12 protein-coding genes are annotated in these 17,189 nt (G+C 61.8%); 6 read left to right on the top strand and 6 right to left on the bottom strand.

The features are described from left to right. Positions 1-486: 486 nt before the first annotated feature. Positions 487-3,039, top strand: coding sequence for a cation:proton antiporter domain-containing protein (locus tag E3E12_RS00060; RefSeq protein ID WP_206338650.1), 2,553 nt, complete (start codon positions 487-489; stop codon positions 3,037-3,039). On the opposite strand, the gene E3E12_RS00055 is transcribed toward E3E12_RS00060, so the two are convergent. Together E3E12_RS00055 and alr are read right to left on the bottom strand one after the other, a co-directional pair. Next, entirely contained in the window at positions 2,981-4,495 is a 1,515-nt protein-coding gene (locus E3E12_RS00055) for an MFS transporter (RefSeq protein ID WP_141442504.1), read from the bottom strand. The two genes, E3E12_RS00060 and E3E12_RS00055, sit on opposite strands and share 59 nt — an antisense overlap. A 12-nt stretch (positions 4,496-4,507) precedes the next feature. After that, positions 4,508-5,671 (bottom strand): alanine racemase, encoded by a 1,164-nt coding sequence (gene alr / locus E3E12_RS00050; RefSeq protein WP_141442503.1) that lies wholly within the window; start codon positions 5,669-5,671, stop codon positions 4,508-4,510. A 671-nt stretch (positions 5,672-6,342) separates the two neighbouring features. Between alr and E3E12_RS00045 the strand changes: the two genes are divergently transcribed. The 4 genes from E3E12_RS00045 to E3E12_RS00030 all read left to right on the top strand — a co-directional run bounded on the left by E3E12_RS00045 (position 6,343) and on the right by E3E12_RS00030 (position 10,799). Beyond that, positions 6,343-8,181, top strand: coding sequence for a fatty acyl-AMP ligase (locus tag E3E12_RS00045; RefSeq protein ID WP_141442502.1), 1,839 nt, complete (start codon positions 6,343-6,345; stop codon positions 8,179-8,181). Positions 8,182-8,287: 106 nt separating this feature from the next. Continuing rightward, positions 8,288-8,563: an acyl carrier protein gene (locus tag E3E12_RS00040; protein WP_141442501.1), complete on the top strand. Its 276-nt coding sequence runs from the start codon at positions 8,288-8,290 to the stop codon at positions 8,561-8,563. Further along, complete coding sequence (spt, locus tag E3E12_RS00035; protein ID WP_408869927.1) at positions 8,560-9,819, top strand: serine palmitoyltransferase; 1,260 nt, start codon at positions 8,560-8,562, stop codon at positions 9,817-9,819. The genes E3E12_RS00040 and spt overlap by 4 nt, the downstream gene beginning before the upstream one ends. Positions 9,820-9,848: 29 nt before the next feature. Then, entirely contained in the window at positions 9,849-10,799 is a 951-nt protein-coding gene (locus tag E3E12_RS00030) for an NAD-dependent epimerase/dehydratase family protein (RefSeq protein ID WP_141442500.1), read from the top strand. Between the two features lie 536 nt (positions 10,800-11,335). On the opposite strand, the gene E3E12_RS00025 is transcribed toward E3E12_RS00030, so the two are convergent. Next, positions 11,336-11,860 carry a lysozyme gene (locus E3E12_RS00025; protein WP_141442499.1) on the bottom strand — a complete coding sequence of 175 codons (525 nt, stop codon included), beginning with the start codon at positions 11,858-11,860 and terminating at the stop codon, positions 11,336-11,338. Positions 11,861-11,868: 8 nt separating this feature from the next. Further along, positions 11,869-12,111, bottom strand: coding sequence for a hypothetical protein (locus E3E12_RS00020; protein ID WP_141442498.1), 243 nt, complete (start codon positions 12,109-12,111; stop codon positions 11,869-11,871). 793 nt (positions 12,112-12,904) lie between these two features. Between E3E12_RS00020 and E3E12_RS00015 the strand changes: the two genes are divergently transcribed. Further along, complete coding sequence (locus tag E3E12_RS00015) at positions 12,905-13,159, top strand: hypothetical protein (RefSeq protein WP_141442497.1); 255 nt, start codon at positions 12,905-12,907, stop codon at positions 13,157-13,159. Positions 13,160-13,978: 819 nt separating this feature from the next. Here the strand turns inward: E3E12_RS00015 and dnaN are convergent. Both dnaN and dnaA read right to left on the bottom strand, forming a co-directional pair. Further along, a complete protein-coding gene (dnaN, locus tag E3E12_RS00010; protein WP_141442496.1) occupies positions 13,979-15,112 on the bottom strand; it encodes a DNA polymerase III subunit beta in 1,134 nt (377 codons plus the stop codon). 142 nt (positions 15,113-15,254) lie between these two features. Beyond that, complete coding sequence (dnaA, locus tag E3E12_RS00005) at positions 15,255-16,694, bottom strand: chromosomal replication initiator protein DnaA (protein WP_240810637.1); 1,440 nt, start codon at positions 16,692-16,694, stop codon at positions 15,255-15,257. Between the last annotated feature and the right edge of the window lie 495 nt (positions 16,695-17,189).

Raw genomic sequence — 17,189 nt, 5'->3', positions numbered from 1 at the left:
TTCTGGAACGCTTCCACCAGAACGCTTCACAAACCTTCCCCGCACGCCGCACGCACACCACAGGTCCCTGACGCTTGGCCTTGCGGCAAGTCCTACGGAAAGATTGGGTAGGGGATGGGAACAACACAACTCTACCTCATCACAGCTTTTCTAAAGGCTGGCTGAACGTGAGGGCTTTGGCTGGGCACCTCATTACAATGCCTGCTCCAGCTACGCCCTAGGCGCTCTCACACTCCCCTCCGCCCTGCAGTCAGGGCTTGAAGGCGCCCCCACCACGCACGGCGCTGCGGCAAAAACCATGGGGTGGGGATTAGCGCTGGGAGGTGGTAAAGGTAAAAGCGTGGGGGCGCTTGAATTCTGCCCTTTTTTAACGCCACCTTGCCACCAGCTGGTCAAGGCGCGCACAAGGCCACCAGCCGCTGGGGGTGGCTTGCGCAGAACACCCACCACGGAACACAAGCCGGGGAAAGGCACCGCACCCACCTGATGGAAACAGAGCTTGCAGCCATTTTGCTGACACTGGCCTTCCTGCTGCTTCTGGTCAGCATGGTGCAGCCCCTGGCACGCAAAATCCGCATCCCTGACACCGTCCTCATCGCGCTTTTGGGCATCGGCCTGGGGTCGGCTGCGGCCGCCGTCACCTCATCGCTGGGGCTGGACCTGTTTGAAGGGCCCGCTGAAGCGCTGATGTCCTTTCCCATCAACAGCGAAGGGTTCCTGTTCATTTTCCTGCCGCTGCTGGTGTTCCAGGGCGCGCTGGACATTGATGTCCGCAGCCTTGCCCATGAGACGGGCACTGTCTTGGGGCTGGCCATCGTGGCTGTTGTGGTCTCCACCGCCACCATTGGGCTGGCGCTTTACCCCTGCGCAGGCCAGCCCTTGGCTGTGTGCCTTTTGCTGGGGGCGATCGTAGCCACGACAGACCCTTCAGCGGTGGCGGGAATATTCCGTGAGATCGGGGCTGCCTCACGCCTCTCCCGCTTAGTGGAGGGGGAGGCGCTCCTTAATGACGCGGCCGCCATCGCCATTTTCACCATCCTTCTGGCCGCCATCACCGCCCACCACCAAGTGCAGCTTGGCGATGCCGTCCTGGACTTCGCTGAAGAGTTCGCCGGCGCCATGATCGTTGGTTTCTCAGCAGCGCGCCTGTTCTTATGGATGGCCTCCGCCCTGGGTGGGTTCCCAGCAGCGCAGATAAGCCTCACCGTTGTTCTGCCTTACTGTGTCTATATCCTGTGTGATGAGGTCTTCGGGTTTTCAGGCGTTGTGGCGACCGCAGCAGCAGGGCTGACGGTCTCCGCCTATGGCTCCTCCACCTTCAGGCCGCAGGTGTGGCGCTTCCTGCACCAGATGTGGCACCAAATGGTGTTCTGGGCTGGCAGCCTGGTGTTCATCCTCGCAGCCCTGATGGTGCCGCGCCTGCTGATGGGCATGACGCGCTGGGACGTTGTGCTTATCCTCATCGCCTCTGGCGCTGGGTTGGCAGCGCGCGCCCTGGTGGTGTTCGGCTTCCTGCCGCTGCTGAGCGCAGCGCGCCTGACCCCCCCTGTACCGGGGCGGTTCCGCGTGACCATGGTCTGGGGCGGGCTGCGCGGCGCCATCACGCTGGCGCTGGCGCTGGCGGTGACGGAAAACCCCCATGTGGATGGCGACGTTGCCCATTTCATCGGCATCATCGCTACGGGGTTCGTCCTCGTGACCCTTCTGGTCAACGGCACAACGCTGCGCACGCTGGTCATATGGCTGAAGCTTGACAAGCTCTCCCCCATTGATGAAGCCATGCGCAACCAAATCATCGCCATTGGCCTTGGCACAGTGGCGGTGAAGGTCAGCGCCCTTTCAGACGAGCTCGGCTTCTCCGCCCGTACAAGGGCGGGGGTGGTAGGCCAGATTGAGCGCCGCATTGCGCGTGAACGCGCAGCCAACCGCTTTGAGGCCGCCTTGACTGAACGCAACCGCGTGACAGTGGCGCTCATCACCATCGCCAACCAGGAACGCTCCCTCCTGCTTGACCTCTTCAAGGTGCACGGCCTCTCCAGCCGCCGTGTGATGGAAGTGCTTTTGCGCACAGCTGAAGCCATGGTGGACGGTGCCCGTCTGGAGGGGCGCCATGGCTATGCCAAGGCCCGCAAAAAGCGCCTGCGCCCCACGCTGCGCTTCCGCCTAGCTGTAGCGCTGCATGAGCAGTTCAATATCGACCGGCCCTTGATGTTCTGCATGATGGAGCGCTTTGAGATGCTCATCATCACCCACCTTGTCTCCACATCGCTTATGCGGTTCGTGCGCCAGCGCATGGAGCCAACGCTGGGCAAGCGCATGACGGAAATCGTGTTTGAGCTCCTCCACAGGCAGCGGCGACTGATTGACGATGCCCTCCAGGTGCTGCGCTTCCATTACGCAGGCTACGCTGACGCGCTTGAAAGCCGCATCCTGCGCCAAATCGCCCTCCACCAGGAGGAGGAGGAATACGCCCTCCTGGAGCGGGAGAACCTCATCTCAGCCGAGCTTCACAGGGAGCTGCGGCGTTGGATCGAAACCATGCGCCACCGCTTGGCGGAGCCGTTGCGCTTCAACCTGCGCAGCGGGATTGAACAGCGCCTGCGCACCTTCCTGGCTTTTAACGGCATTCCTGACAGCGCCATCCAGGAAATGGCCCACAGGGTCTCCATCTGCTTCCTCTCCCCTGGGGAGCACCTGTTCCGCGCCAAGCAGAAGGTGCACACGGTCTATGCGCTCGTCAGCGGCACGGTGGAGGGGGAGCTTGACGGCAAGCGTTTCTCCTACCAGGCAGGCGACCTCGTTGGCGCGTGCAGCCTGCTGGAGGGGGAACCGATGAGTGCTACCGTGCGTTCATCACAGTTCGCGCATTTGCTGGCCATACCGGGGCCTTTGTTCCGCATTCTGGTCATGCGTTACCCTATCATCGCGCGCCAAGTGCTGAAAATGATCCACCAGAAAGGCCTAGCAGAAAATTTCACCCTCACCGCTGGCCCTGAATCCCCCCAGCAGGCGCTGGCTGGCGCCCAGAAGGCAGCATAAGTAGGAACAGACCTGCCGCTGCCGCGGGGGCTGCCGCGTGCAGGCACCAAAAAGGCCCATCCCCCAGCACACCCACAAGCCCTGAAAGGCGCCCGATAGCCAAGCTGGAGAGGGAGACATGCATAGTGAAAAGGGAAATCATCGTCGTGCCCCAGCCCTTGGGGGCCAGGCGGGAAAACAGCGCCATGCCAGCGCCGTAAATCAACGCGAAGCCAATATCGTTGAAGCTGTGGAACCCCACCCCCCACCACAGGCTGACGGGGTGTGGCGCTGGCTGCAACCAGGAACCTGCCGCCAGGCACAAAGACCCCAGCGCCGCCAGCAGGGCGCCAGCCACAAGCTGGGCGCGGTTGGTTGGCGCAGCTCCTGACCAACGCTCCCAACGGCGGCACCCCACAATAACCAGAAAACCTGTGGCCGTGCTTATGGCGCCATCAAGCGCTAAAAGCGTGCTGACAGGCAGGTGCCACCCCAGCAGGGTCAGGCTGTAGCGTTCCTGGCCCCACAGAAGGTAGCCGTCAAAAATCTCCTCATTGGGGATGGCGCTCAGCGCCAGCACAGGCACTAGTGCCAGCAACAGCAGGACGTTCCTGTTAAGCCTAGGCCACGCCTTGAACCAGGACTTCCCCCTGGGTGTGGTAGGGATGCTTTCCCCCCCTGCGGTGCCAGGGGTTTGAAGCTGGGCTTCTGTTTGGGTGGTGGCAGTGCAAGGCTGGGCGCTTTGGGCGACCAGGTGGGGGGCAAGCGTCCTCAAGCCCAGCGCGTAAAGGCCCATGGCCACAAGGGTGAACAAGCTGGAGCAAAGGAACGCCAGCCCCCAGGCGATGTCAGCCAAGCAACCAGCCAGGATGGGCGCTGCGATGCCCGCCACCTGCACGCCAAGGGAATAATACTGGTAGGCTTCAGCGCGCATGGCATCGTTCAGCTGGGCGTAAAGGGCGCCCACCTGCATTTTCAGCACGCCAACGCAGGCCGTCCCCAAAAGGAGGAGCGCCAGCCCCACCAGAAAAGCGGCTGGCCAGGCCAGCAAGCCGTAGCCAAGCGCCAGCAGCGCGCACCCCCCCAGGACTGGCCAGGCGACATGGGGGCTGCGGTCCACAAGGGGGCTTCCCAACAAGGGCATGGCGTAAAGGGCTGCCATGAACAGCGCGGTCAACGCGCCAGCCATGGCCTTGAAGGCTGCTGAAGTGTGGCCCTGGGTAACGCCGTAAAGGGCGCTTGCACTGTCCTGAAACGCCCCAAGCCCCCACACCTGGCCTGCCACGGACGGCAACAGGACGTGCGAACGCAAGCACGTGACGAAAAGTGACGTCAAGCCAAATGTGGCAAAAGCCAGCGCGCCTTCTGTGGCCACCAAGTACCACAACCCTTTGGGGTGGCGTGGGCTTGGCCCAGGCTGGCTGCAAAGTGCATCAGGTGACGGCAGATCTTGCTGGAGGGGGGTCAGCTCAACCATCAACCAGGGGCCTCAGGCACTGTGCGTGGCCCCAACGTCCTGGCGCACGGCAGCCAGCGTCTGCGCTGCTGAGGGGGTCTCACCCATCAGCGCCCCTGCCTGCCAATAGCGCCTGCGCAAGTGCGTGCCCAACGCCAGGAGCACCTCATAGCCGATGGTGCCAGCCAAGGCGGCCAGTTCGTCAGCGCTTTGCTGCGGACCAACCAGCGTCAGCATCTGCCCTGGTGCCAAAGCGCCCTCTGGCAGGGCTGTGGCGTCAACGATGATGCTGTCCATGGAAACCTTGCCCACTACAGGCAAACGTTGCTTCCCCAGCCACAGGCTAGCACCAGCTTTCCCACCCCCTGGGGAGAGGGCGCGCAGGAAGCCATCAGCATAGCCAATGCCCACCGTGGCCAGCCTGGTGGGGCGCTGGGCGCTCCATGAAAGCCCGTACCCCACCCCTGTGCCGGGGGCCACGTCGTGCACACAGAGAACGGGCACCTCCACCCGCACGGCTGTTTCCAGCGCAGCGCTTTGGGGGTGGTGGCCTGGTGAATGGCCACTCAGCGCAATGCCGGGGCGCACCATCTCAAAATGGTAATCAGGCCCTAGGAAAAGCCCCCCGCTGGCGCTGAGCGAGCGCGGCACGCCGGGGAACAGCTTTGTGGCCGCCAGGAAGCGCTCCCTCTGGTGGGCGTTGTGGGGGCTTTGAGGGTCGTCAGCGCAGGCCAGGTGGCTCATCACCAGTTCAAGCTTCAGGCCCGCCAGCATGGCGTGCTCCCGCTCAAGCTCGGCCTGCTCCAGCCCCAGGCGCGACATGCCCGTGTCCACATGCAGCGCGCAAGGGCGGTCTGGGCAGATCGCCGCCCAGCGCCTGGCTTGTTCAAGCGTGTTGTGGACAGGCACTAAGTTATGCTGGGCACAGATGCCCTCCTGCCCAGGGTGGCACCCATGGAGGATAAAAATGCGCGCTTTGGGTAGCACGCTGCGCAACGCTGCCCCTTCCCCAGGCCACGCCACGAAGAAATCATCAGCCATGGCGCCAAGGGCACGGCCTGTCTCCATCATGCCAAGGCCATAGGCGTCCGCCTTCAGCACAGGGGCCAGGCGCACGCCTGGGGCCATAGCACACAGCTGTGCGTAATTGCGCGTGAAGGCATCCAGGTTGACATCCATCAGGCCACTGTCACGCATTGAAATTCCCCCCACCAGTATTGCCCCTGTCTCTCGTCTGCCACGTTTTTTCCGCCATGGCCTTGGCTGCGGCCCGACTCCCGGCCAAGGCTTTGAACCATAGGTTTTAAAAGGGCGCCTTTGCGCCCTGACCTATAAAAACAAAACGAGCCACCGCTCACTGCCTAAAGTTTAAGGTGCCAAGCGCCAGTTCAAGCGCGCGCCCAGCCCCATAATCAACCATTGCCTGCCATCATGCCTGCAACATGGCCTCCATGCCACACCCAAGCGCGCCATGGCCCATGCTGCGCATCTGGCTTGGTGCATTATTCCCCCTTGGCGCGCTGCCATGGCAGCGTTACCTCTTGATTGAAAAAGGCCATGGTGGAAGGGCTTAGCCGCCTTTCCCACCGCCTGCACAGCGCTTTGGGGCTGGGGTGGGGGCAAGCGCCTTCAAGGGGGCTTGGCAAAAGCAGCATACCGCCCCAGCCAGGCGCCAACGGTGCTTTCCAGGTCTGCCGCCCTGCCGCGCCAGGACCTTTTCCCATGGCTGCGTGGCTGTGCGGGCTTGAGGTTGGCAGGCCAACTGTATTACAGACGTGTTCAGGAATCAGAAAAACGCGCCCCAGCCATGCGCGGCGTGCCCCGCGCGTGGGCAGAACATCATGCCGGCCGATGCTTTAACGTCTTTAATGTGTCGCGTCTCCGGCTCGCTGAACGGAGCTAGTCAGAGTTTGCCCGACGCCACCCAAACCCAAACAAAACCCCTTGCGCCCACGCCAAGCGCCTCTGGCATTACCACACGCCGGGGCGATTTCAGCACCCTGCCTGAAGCCCTCGATTACGCCGCCCAAGGCGACACGGGCTTCAACTTTTATTCTGGCCGTGGCGACCTCCTGGAAGCTCTCACTTACCGTGACCTGGCCCGCCAAGGCCGTGAATGCGCCCAGAAGCTCCTGGCGCTGGGCCTGCAAAAGGGTGACCGGGTTGGCATCGTGGCTGAAAGCGATGGGGATTTCGCGCGTATTTTCTTCGGCTGCCAATATGCCGGACTGGTTGCTGTGCCTTTGCCGCTGCCCATCGCTTTTGGCGGGCGGGAGCAATACGTAGCTACATTGCACGGCATGGTGCAGGCCTGCGGCGCACGCGCCTTGTTCGTGCCTGAAATAATCGGTAGCTGGACAGACGACATCACGGCTGGTCTGGAAGGGCTTTTATTTGGTGGGCGCCCAGCAGAGCTCATCGCCATGGCCGCCCCAGCTGAAGGCAGCGTCACGCTGCCCACCATCAGCCCAAGCGACCTTTCCTACCTGCAGTTCTCCTCTGGCAGCACGCGCTTCCCCATGGGGGTGAGCATCACCCAGGCAACGGCCATGGCCAACACGCGTGCCATCGCTCAGCACGGCCTACAGGTGCGTGACGCCAAACGCGGCGATGACCGTGGCGTCTCCTGGCTGCCCCTTTACCATGACATGGGGCTGGTGGGCTTTTTCCTCACCCCCCTGGTGTGCCAGTTCACCATCGACTTCCTGCCAACGCGTGAATTCGCCCGCCGCCCCCACACCTGGCTGGAACTGATGAGCCGCAACAAGGCCAGCATCGCCTACAGCCCCTCTTTCGGCTACGACCTCTGCGCCCGCAGGGGCGCGCGTGACCCCATCGACCTCTCTAACTGGCGTGTGGCCGGCATCGGCGGCGACATGATCCGCCCCCACATCCTGGAACAGTTCGCAGACGCCTTCGCGTGCCGCGGCTTTGACCGCAAGGCCTTCGTAGCCAGCTACGGCATGGCTGAAACGACCTTGGCCATTAGCTTCGCCCCCCTTGGCCACGGCATTGAGACGGACACAGTCGACCTGCGCGTGCTGGAAAGCGAGCAACGCGCTACCCCCCCCACCTCCCCTGAGGCCATGGCGCGCACCTTCGTGTTGTGTGGCCAGCCCCTGCCAGACCATGAGATCGAAGTGCGCGACCCCCAGGGCGCCGTAGTGGAGGAACGCAAGGTTGGGGAGATCTTCGTCCGCGGCCCCAGCATCATGAGCGGCTATTTCGGCAAGCCAGAGGAAACCGCCGCCTGCCTGAGCCCCGATGGCTGGCTGCGCACAGGCGACCTGGGCTATTTCCTGCGCGGCCAGATCGTGGTCACAGGCCGCGCCAAGGACCTTATCATTATCAATGGCCGTAATATCTGGCCCCAGGACCTTGAATGGTCCGCTGAGCATGAGATCGATGGCCTGCGCGCGCGTGACGTGGCCGTGTTCTCTGTTGACCGCCCGCGCGAGGGGGGCGGCGTTGCCGAGAAGGTGGTTGCCCTCGTCCAGTGCCGCTTGAGCGAGCCTGAGAACCGCGAACGCCTGCGGGAGGAGACAGCAGGGCTGTTCCGCCGCCTCCATGGGGTGGAGGTGGAGGTCATCCTGGTGCCGCCACGCTCCCTGCCCCAGACATCCTCTGGCAAGTTGACCCGTGCGCGTGCAAAAGCCATGCTGCAAGCAGGCGAGTTTGACGAGGCCCCAGCCCCTAACCCAGGTTGAGGCCCCAACCAACTGCGCGATTGGCGCCTGCAGGCGCCCCGTTCAGTTATCCAGTTTTAATGCCCCAGTTCCAACGTCCCCGTTTTAACGTCCAAGGTCCGGTCCAATGAGTGTTGAGAATCCACAAACAGTTGATGACATCACAGCCCTGATTGTGGAGCGGCTCCTGGCCAACCCCAAGGTGCCGCGCAACATCAACGGCGACAGCCGCATTATGCAGGACCTGGCTTTTGACAGCTTGGCGGTGATGAACTTCGTCATGGAGATCGAGGACGCGCTGGACGTCTCCGTCCCCCTCGACAAGCTGGCTGACATCAACACCATCCACGATTTGGCCGTTTGCCTGAAGTCCATCCTTGACGAACAGCGGGGCCAGGCATGAGCGCGCCCAAACCAACCCCTCAGGAACCTGGCGCCAAGGGGCCTGGCAGCGCGCCTGGGGGTGTTTTTGCCAAGTACGCCCATTTGCGCGACACGCGCAGCCAGATGCTTCACGCCTCCCCGCGCGACCCGTTCAATGTCGTGATTGAAAAGCCCCTCTCCGCCTCTGAAGGAGTGATTGAAGGCCGCCCCACGCTGTTGTTCGGCACCAACAACTACCTGGGCATGAGCCAATCCACTCCAGCGCGTGAAAAGGCCCAGGCTGTGGCGCGTTCCATGGGGGTTGGCACAACGGGTTCGCGCATCGCCAACGGCACGTTCTCCCTCCACGCGCAGCTGGAGCAGCGCTTGGCCAAGCTGTTTGGCCGCAAGCATGCCATGGTGTTCTCCACAGGCTACCAGGCCAACCTGGGCACCATTTCAGCGCTGGTGAACAAAGATGACATCCTGTTTCTGGACGCTGACTGCCACGCCAGCATCTATGACGGCGCCAAGCTTTCAGGCGCGCGCGTCATCCGGTTCCGCCACAACGATCCAGCCGACCTTGAAAAGCGCCTCAAGCGCTCCGCCCACGAAAGCGGCGCGCGCCTGGTGGTGATTGAGGGCATCTATTCCATGACGGGCAATGTCGCCCCTGTTAAGCGCTTCGCTGAAGTCTGCAAAGCCAACGGTGCAGCCTTGATGGTGGATGAAGCCCACTCATTCGGCGTCTTGGGGGAAAACGGGCGTGGCGCTGCAGAGCTGGACGGGTGTGAGGGGGAGGTGGACTTCATTGTCGGAACCTTCTCCAAATCATTGGGCACGGTGGGTGGCTATTGCGTGACGGACCATGACGACATCGACTTGATGCGCCTGGTCTCGCGCCCCTACATGTTCACAGCCTCCCTCCCACCTGAGATCGTGGCGGCCACATTGGCCACGATTGATGACGTTGAAGCCAAGCCCGAGCTTCGCGCCCAGCTGCGTGCCAACGCTGCGCAGCTTCATGGCGGCTTGCGCGCAGCTGGCCTCAAAACGGGGGAACACCCCTCTCCTGTTGTGGCCGTCACGCTTGATGACATCCCCCAGGCCCTGGCTTTCTGGAACGGCCTGCTGGAGGCAGGGGTTTACGTCAACCTATCCCTGCCCCCCGCCACGCCAGACAACTTCCCGCTGCTGCGCTGCTCTGTTTCAGCAGCTCACACGCCAGCACAAATTGAAAAGGCCATTGCGGCCTTCGCTCAGGTTGGCAAAGCTGTTGGCGCCATCAAGGCCTGAATTTCACTAGGCTTGAAAAGGACCACGCCATGACCGCAGCCACTTCCACCCCCACCGTGCTTGTGGCTGGCGCCAGCGGCGCGCTGGGGCGGCCACTCCTCAAGCGGCTCCTGGCCAGTGGCTGCGCTGTTTGGGGCTTGGCCCGCCGGCCTGAAAGCGTTGAGCGCATCAAGGCCCTGGGCGCCCAGGCCCTGCGTTGCGATGTGCTTGATGGCGCTGATGTCCAAAAGGCCTTCGCTGCCATCCGCCCCACAGCCGTGGTGGATTTCCTGAGCAGCCTTCCTCACAGCCCAGCCGGCCTGGCCGCCGCCCTGCCGGGAGATGCCCGCCTGCGCCTGGATGGTGGCGCCAACCTTCTGGCGGCGGCCCAGCATGTGGGCACAATGCATTACCTGCGCCAGTCAAGCGGCTTCTACCTGGCTGCCCCCAAAGGGCAGCTAGCTACGGAAAGCTCAGGCTTCAGGGTGGATGGCCCCGGTTCAGTGGGGCAGAGTTCGCGCATGTACCACCAGCAGGAACAGCGCCTGCGTGCAGCCCCCCTTAACACCACAGCGCTGCGCTTTGGTTTCATATACGGCCCTGGCACCTGGTACACGCAAGACGGCGTTGTGGCCCAGGCCTTCAAAGCGGGGCAGATGCCCCTCATCGGCGCTGCTGACGGGGTCTGGTCCTTTGTGGATGTGGAGGATGCCGCCACAGCCACCCAGGCTGCCTTGATGCGCAGCCTGGCCAAGGGCGGCAGTGCCCTGCATGAGGTTTACGACCTCACTGATGCCACTCCCCAGCTTTATGGGGAGTGGGCGCGGGACTTCGCGCGCTGGGTGGGGGCGCCCGTGCCAGCCAGCCTTCCCCCAGCTGAGGGGGAGAAGGCTTGTGGTGTTGAAATGGCCTATTGCGAAAACCAGCTCAGCGGTGCAGCCAATAGTAAGGCCTGCACTGAACTGGCCTTCAACCCCAGCCCAGAACCTTGGCTTGGGTGAGAGGCGCCGTATAGGGCGAAGCCCGTTAAGGCCGGTGTGAAACCCGTGCGGGCTGTTAAGCCAAACAGTGTGTAGCACCGGCCAAGGGGTTCCTAGACAGCGGCGCCGTCTAAGGCCGCAGGCCTGTGAAAGCGGAAAACGTTGAAGCGAACAGCAAAGCTGGAGCGGAGAAAGCTTTTCCGCTGATAGGCGTCAAGAATAGCGCAGAACGCAGTCCAAGCGTAGTAAGCCTGTCTTGGCGGCTGAGGCCAGGGTTTCACTTCTGCTTGCCTGCGGCTGACGCAGGTTTACCCGGGCTTTAACGGGCTTGCGCCCTATAGACCGCCGCTCTGGGCTCATAGGGGGCGATAAAAGCCGCCGTCTAAGGCTGCAGGCTTGTAGGCGGCGATAAAAGCCGCCGTCTAAGGCTGCAGGCTTGTAGGCGGCGATAAGGGAACACCAACCAGAACTGCCCCTTTCTGAGCTGCCTGTGCGGCAGAGCCGCCGTATAGGGCGAAGCCCGTTAAAGCCCGAAGTGACGGAGCGTAGAACATAGTTCAAGCGTAGTAAGTCTTCGGGCTAAGAGGCGGCGATAAGGGAACTAGAACTGATTCACGCTTCAACGGCTGCAAACAGCCAGTAAATGCACTATGGGCCCATCTATCCCTCTCTTCAAGCCAGTTCTGGCGACAGCCCGTAACTACCGTTTTTTCAAGGCGCTCAAAATTAGGGATAGAATGGAAGCTATGTTTGATGGCTACACCGTGCCCCACAGGCAGCTCAGAAAAGGCGGCGTTCGACATGGCGCCTGTCCCCCTTGTTCCCTGCTGCGCTTGCAGCCCAGAAAAAGGTTTTTCAAGCTCTGCGCGGGCTTCGAGCTCGGCGACAGGGGCGGAAAGGCCAGAGACTGGCCAGCCATGCCCCAAAGTCTGCCCGTAACCGATTGTCCAGTGCCCGGAGGGGCAACGGTATGGATCGGCCTTGAAACCCTCGAAACGCTGCACAAGCGATAGGGCTAAGGCAGTCGTCTGTGCGGCCTCACGCTTTGAAGCGTTTTCGATATCGTCATGAAGGGTGTGCATGGTCACCATCACAGATGGTAGATAATGACCATGCTGACCGGCCCCGCCACGCTGCCGGCAGCGCCTGAGATGCTGCCGTCCAGCGCCCTGGTGCTGCGCTTGCTGCCGGGCTGGCGCTCAATCAGGGCAGCGATGTGCAGCAAGGCGGCTTCAATCTGGCGCTGCAGTGCATGTGCCTGGCGTTCAAGGCCGTCAAGACGTTCCCCGTGGCGTTGGAGGCGGCGTTCCATTTCACAAGCAAGTGCGCGCACGCCTGAGCAGCCGTCCAGCTGGCCCGCAACGTCATGGCAACTGGGCGCGTCACGTGCGCGGCCAGGAGGGGTTTTTACAGGGTCAGAGGTGCCGGGGGGGGATTTTGCCGTGCGTCAGTCATGCGCGTCAGGCTTCAGGGCGCCCATAACCACGTTTGATGCCCGCGCGTGAGGCGCACGCGTCACAAGGGACACAGGTACCACCAAAAACGGCGGGGCGCCGTTTGAACCCAGCGCCCCGCCTTGGCGGCCTGATAGGAGCAGGCAGCCTTGCTGGTCTTTAGCACAGGCCAACCAGAAAAAAACGCCTAGGCTCTAAAGGGCGCTTAACTTTTGACTAAACATTAGTCATTATTAAACAGTCAGCAATGACACTGGCAACCGGGTTGAACACCGGGAAGGTTATAGGAGAACCAACATGACAGAACTGCCAGAAGATCTGGACTAGGCTTTAAAACGCGCAGAGCTTGAACTGAAAAAAGCCCAAACGAGCGCTGCACAAGCTGCGGAACGTTAGGCCCTCGCAAACATTGAAAACATAGCGTTCACGAATAAGGTGGAACGACTCAAGGTTTTCGGCGTTGTGGTCACTGCAATCACAGGGGCCACTTTCGGGTTCCTGAACCTGTTGAAACACTAACGGGGAGGGGCAGGTCAACGCCTGCCCTGGCATCATGAAAGCTGTTCAGTCCAAATCAAAATCAAATGACTTCTCATGGCGGTTCTGGCTGGCCGTGGTGGCGGTTTCAGTGCCTTTGGCCTTCTTGCTGAACGCGCTCATTTGAGCAACGCCATGGCCGTAAGTCCCAAACGAACGGACAAACTAGAGCGCTCAGCAATCCTGCTCAGGAAACTGCAAGCGCATGCCGGCTTCAAAAGCCAGAAGGCGGCTTATGAATGGCTGCGCGTGCCGCGGCAGACTTACTGGAACTATGTGCACGGCCGCCAAGAAACGCCTTGGCCCATCATGCTGGCCCTGGCTGGCCGCGCCCTGGTGGAGCAGGGCAAAGACCCTGGGGAAGCTTTCAGCAAACTGCTTGGCCCCTAACATGGCCATAGATGGCTGAAGTGAGTATCTTATAAGCCATCCAACCTCATTTCTGCCGCATACGGCAGCTCAGAAACACTGCGAGAGCCACTGATGGATCGAATTCAGGTTCCCTGTCGCACAGACAGCTCAGAAAAGTGCTGCGTCAAACGCCGCCATGCCTGGCCGCAGAGGCAGCTCAGAAATCGATAAGCATGATTGAGGCGTTCTCTTATCGTCGCCTCTTAACTCAAAAGCTTACTACGCTTGAACTACGTTCTGCGCTGTTCTTGGCCCCCATTAGCCCGGAGCGGCGGCCTATAGGGCAGCGCGGGATCTTAAACAGACCCTAGTTAAAGCAAGGGTGAACCTGCGCCAGCCGCAGGCAAGCAGAAGTGAAACCCTTGCTTTGGCCGCCAAGATAGACTCATTACGCTCGCCCTTCGGGCTGCGCTGTCTTGGAATCCCAAGCCGGTGCTTCACGCTGTTTGGCTTAACAGCCTTCACAGGTTTCACACCGGCTTTAACGGGCTTATCGCCCTATAGGGGTTCGCTAAAGTCCCTTCGCTTCATGGGCTGAAACCCTAGACGGGTTCGCAGCACAAGAACTGCACGGATGGTTGTAACGCGTCAGCCAGGGAAATTCATGAAGAAGCGTGAGGGCCAAAGTGTGCTGGAACCCGTCTGCCCAGAGCCCCGCACCACCTTGCACACCAAGATGTGCCGAACCCGAACCAAAGCTATGTTCAGAACGACCGCTTAACAGGGGAAGTTTCCAAAGGTGCCTTAAGGGCCTCACATGATCCTTCCCCTGCTGGGTAACTTTTGGGCAGGGGCCCCTCAAACCCGGATGGGCATGAGGACGAACAGGACGTCAGGGTTAGCGGGGTCGCTGACCAAGGCTGGCGCTGCGCCATCAGCGAAGCGGAACTCCCCTTCCCCATCGAGTTGGTCCGTGATGTCGGTGAGGTAGCGCGCCTGGAAGCCGATTTCCATCGGTTCATCACTGTAGGTGACGTAGTTTTCGTCCAGCTCCTCCTGCGCGGTGCCCTGGTCGGCGCTGCGTGCCTCCAGCTTGAGCTGGTTGGGGGCGATGTGGAGCTTGATGGGGCGGTGGCGTTCCTGGCTGATAGCGGCAACGCGGGCGATGGCTTCAGCAAAAGCGCGCCTGTCCAGCCGCAGCAGGCGCTCATTATGGCGGGGGATGACGCGCTCATAATCGGGGAACACGCCGTCCACCAATTTGGAAGTGAGGGTGATGGGCCCCACTTGAAACTGAATGCGCGTGTCTGAAAGCGCGACCTCAATATCCTGTTCGCCGCCATCAAGCAGCTTGAGGAGTTCCAGAACGGTTTTGCGCGGCACGATAACGCCAGGCATGCCACCTGCGCCTTCAGGTAGAGGGGCGTCCACCTGCGCCAGGCGGTGGCCGTCTGTTGCCACAGCGCGCAGGCGCGAATCACCCAAAGCCCCCCCTTCAGGGTGGTGGGCGTGGAAATAGATGCCGTTGAGGTAGTAGCGCGTTTCCTCATTGGACATGGCAAAGCGCGTGCGCTCAATGAGGTTGCGCAGGTGGGCGGGCGGCACAGTGAAGGTGAAAGGCAGCGTGCCTGTCGTCATGGCCGGGAACTCAGCGGCAGGCAGCGTCATGAGGTCGGTTTCAAAACGCCCGGCCCGCACGTGGAGCGGCGCCCCCTCCCCCTGTTGGGAGAACTCGATTTCAGGATCGCTGAGCTTGCGGACGATCTCAAACAAGACGGCCGCCGGCACGGTGGTGGCGCCTGGCTCAGCGGTTACAGAAGGGAGGCTCTCCACCAAAGCGATTTCCATGTCAGTCGCCGTCAGGGCGAGGGCGCCCCCTTCAGCGTTCAGCAGGACGTTAGCTAAGATGGGCACCGTGTTGCGTTTTTCAGCCACGCTGTGGACATGGGCCAAGGCCCGCTGAAGGGAGGGACGATCGACCTTGAACTTCATGATGGCTCCCGCTCTTTCATCACAGCGTCTTCATAGAGCGCCACGTGGCCATGGCACTGTCAGCGCACCTGCAGTCCGTGCGCCCGCAAAGGGTTGCGGGGGGCGAGCTTAACAGAAAAGCCTGGGCGGAACCAGCGCCCCTTCACCCCAGGAGGCGGTTGAGCATTTCCATGCTCTCACGGAACTCAGCGTCCTTGGCCATTAAGGTGCCAACAGCCTTGATGGCGTGCATGACGGTGGTGTGGTCGCGGTTGCCGAAGGCGCGCCCAATGTCGGGCAGGGAATAGGGGGTAAGTTGCTTGGCCAGGTACATGGCGGCCTGCCTGGGCCTGGCCACTGTGCGCACGCGCCTGCTTGAGATCATGTCTGTCACGCGCACATTCCAGTGCTCGGCCACGCGGCGCTGGATCTCCTCAATAGAGGTGGTGCGCTCATGGGCAGCTAGGAGGTCGCGCAGAACATGCTGGGCCGTTTCCAGGTTCACAGGGCGGCCCACCAGTTCAGCATGGGCAATCAGGCGGTTAAGGGCGCCCACCAGCTCACGCACGCTGCCGTCTATGCGGTGGGCGAGGAACTCCAGCACCGCTGCGGGCACCAGTTCCTCGCGGCCCTTGATTTTGTCCACCAGGATGGAGAGGCGCAGCTCAAAGGTGGGGTCGTGCAGGTCCGCCACCATGCCGCAGCCCAGGCGTGTACGTAGGCGGTCCTCCAACCCTGAAAGGTCTGAAGGGCTTTTGTCGGCGCTGACCACGATTTGCCGTCCAGCGTCAATCAAGGCGTTGAAGGTGTGGAAGAACTCCTCCTGCGTGTTGTCCTTGCCGATGAGGAACTGGAAGTCATCAATCATCAGCACGTCAACAGAGCGCAGCTGCCGCTTGAACTCCATGGTGGACTGGGAACGGATGGAGGCGATGAAGCGGTACATGAACTTCTCAGCCGACATGTAAGAGACGCTGACCTTCCCCCGCTCGATGAGGTCAGCGCCAATGGCGTGCATGAGGTGCGTTTTCCCAAGCCCCACACCACCATAGAGGAATAAGGGGTTGAAGCCTGGTGTGGCGGGGCTTTCAGCCACGCGGCGCGCGCAGGCGTAGGCCACCTCGTTAGGGCGGCCCACCACGAAGGTGTCGAAGGTGAAGCGCGGGTCGAACATCACGCCAGGGTCGTCTGGGCCATGGGCTGGCTGGTCCTGCCCTGCTCTGTGGGCGGCGAAGGCTCCCTCCCCCATAGTGGCCAGCAGGTCTGGGGCTTGCTCTACCTCTGGAAACAGGGTGTCTTCAGCGCCATCGCTTTGAGGGTCGACTTTTTTAGTGCCTTTGCCAGCTTGGCGCGCCGCCTTGGTGCGTGGCGTCACCTTGAAGGCGATGCGCTTGATGGAGCCTTCCTCCTGCGCGAGGAGGGCCTTGATGCGCGCACCGTACTTGTCACGCACCCAATCGCACAGAAAGCGGCTTGGCAGGTGCAGCACCAGTTCACCATCAACGAAAGGCCCAGCCCCCAACCGTTTAAGCCAGCTGTCATATTCAGCAGCCCCAATCACGGCGCGCAAATGGTCGCGCACCTTCACCCAGGCGGCCTGGATGGCGCTTTCGGCATTTCCCTCACCACTTTCCGCCGGGGTTGGGGGAGGGGCTTCTGGTGGTGAGGGCTGCGTTGTTGTGCTCTCCCCCTGCGCTGTGACGATGATTTCCTGCGGCAGGGCAACCTGCTGTTCAGGGATGGGCGGCGGAGTTTGCAGAGGGGTGGCTTTTAGCGCGCCATCCATAACGGAGCTGGCCAGGGGGGGGCCTTCTAAAAGGGGTTCTGTGGGGGCTGGCGCGTCAAACCCTGTTGCAGCGTCATCAGGGGTGGCTTTGCGGCGTGAAGTCCCAAGGGGCTTCATGGTCTGCAAATTGATGTGCTGCAGATTTTTGGGCATACGCGCACGTCGGCTGGAACGCGCCCGCGCTGGGGGGAGGGGGGTGCCCTTAGTGGCTTTGGAAGGGGTGGCGCTTGGTTGGCTGGCGCCCTCTGGTGCTTGGGGGGTGTCGCTTGTGTGCTGGTCAGGGGAAGCGTTGATGGGCTGTGTGCTGTCCAT

It is taken from the genome of Formicincola oecophyllae, assembly GCF_006542395.2.
In the GTDB taxonomy this organism is placed as follows: domain Bacteria; phylum Pseudomonadota; class Alphaproteobacteria; order Acetobacterales; family Acetobacteraceae; genus Formicincola; species Formicincola oecophyllae.
Note: the sequence above shows the minus strand (reverse complement) of the source record. Positions and strands in the feature narration are given on the sequence as shown.

Excerpts from the sequence above, each read along its gene's own strand:
- spt (WP_408869927.1), top strand. The coding sequence starts at position 8,560 with ATGAGCGCGCCCAAACCAACCCCTCAGGAACCTGGCGCCAAGGGGCCT.
- E3E12_RS00025 (WP_141442499.1), bottom strand. The coding sequence starts at position 11,860 with ATGCACACCCTTCATGACGATATCGAAAACGCTTCAAAGCGTGAGGCC.
- E3E12_RS00030 (WP_141442500.1), top strand. The coding sequence starts at position 9,849 with ATGACCGCAGCCACTTCCACCCCCACCGTGCTTGTGGCTGGCGCCAGC.
- alr (WP_141442503.1), bottom strand. The coding sequence starts at position 5,671 with ATGCGTGACAGTGGCCTGATGGATGTCAACCTGGATGCCTTCACGCGC.
- E3E12_RS00040 (WP_141442501.1), top strand. The coding sequence starts at position 8,288 with ATGAGTGTTGAGAATCCACAAACAGTTGATGACATCACAGCCCTGATT.
- E3E12_RS00045 (WP_141442502.1), top strand. The coding sequence starts at position 6,343 with ATGTGTCGCGTCTCCGGCTCGCTGAACGGAGCTAGTCAGAGTTTGCCC.
- E3E12_RS00060 (WP_206338650.1), top strand. The coding sequence starts at position 487 with ATGGAAACAGAGCTTGCAGCCATTTTGCTGACACTGGCCTTCCTGCTG.
- E3E12_RS00055 (WP_141442504.1), bottom strand. The coding sequence starts at position 4,495 with ATGGTTGAGCTGACCCCCCTCCAGCAAGATCTGCCGTCACCTGATGCA.
- E3E12_RS00015 (WP_141442497.1), top strand. The coding sequence starts at position 12,905 with ATGGCCGTAAGTCCCAAACGAACGGACAAACTAGAGCGCTCAGCAATC.
- dnaN (WP_141442496.1), bottom strand. The coding sequence starts at position 15,112 with ATGAAGTTCAAGGTCGATCGTCCCTCCCTTCAGCGGGCCTTGGCCCAT.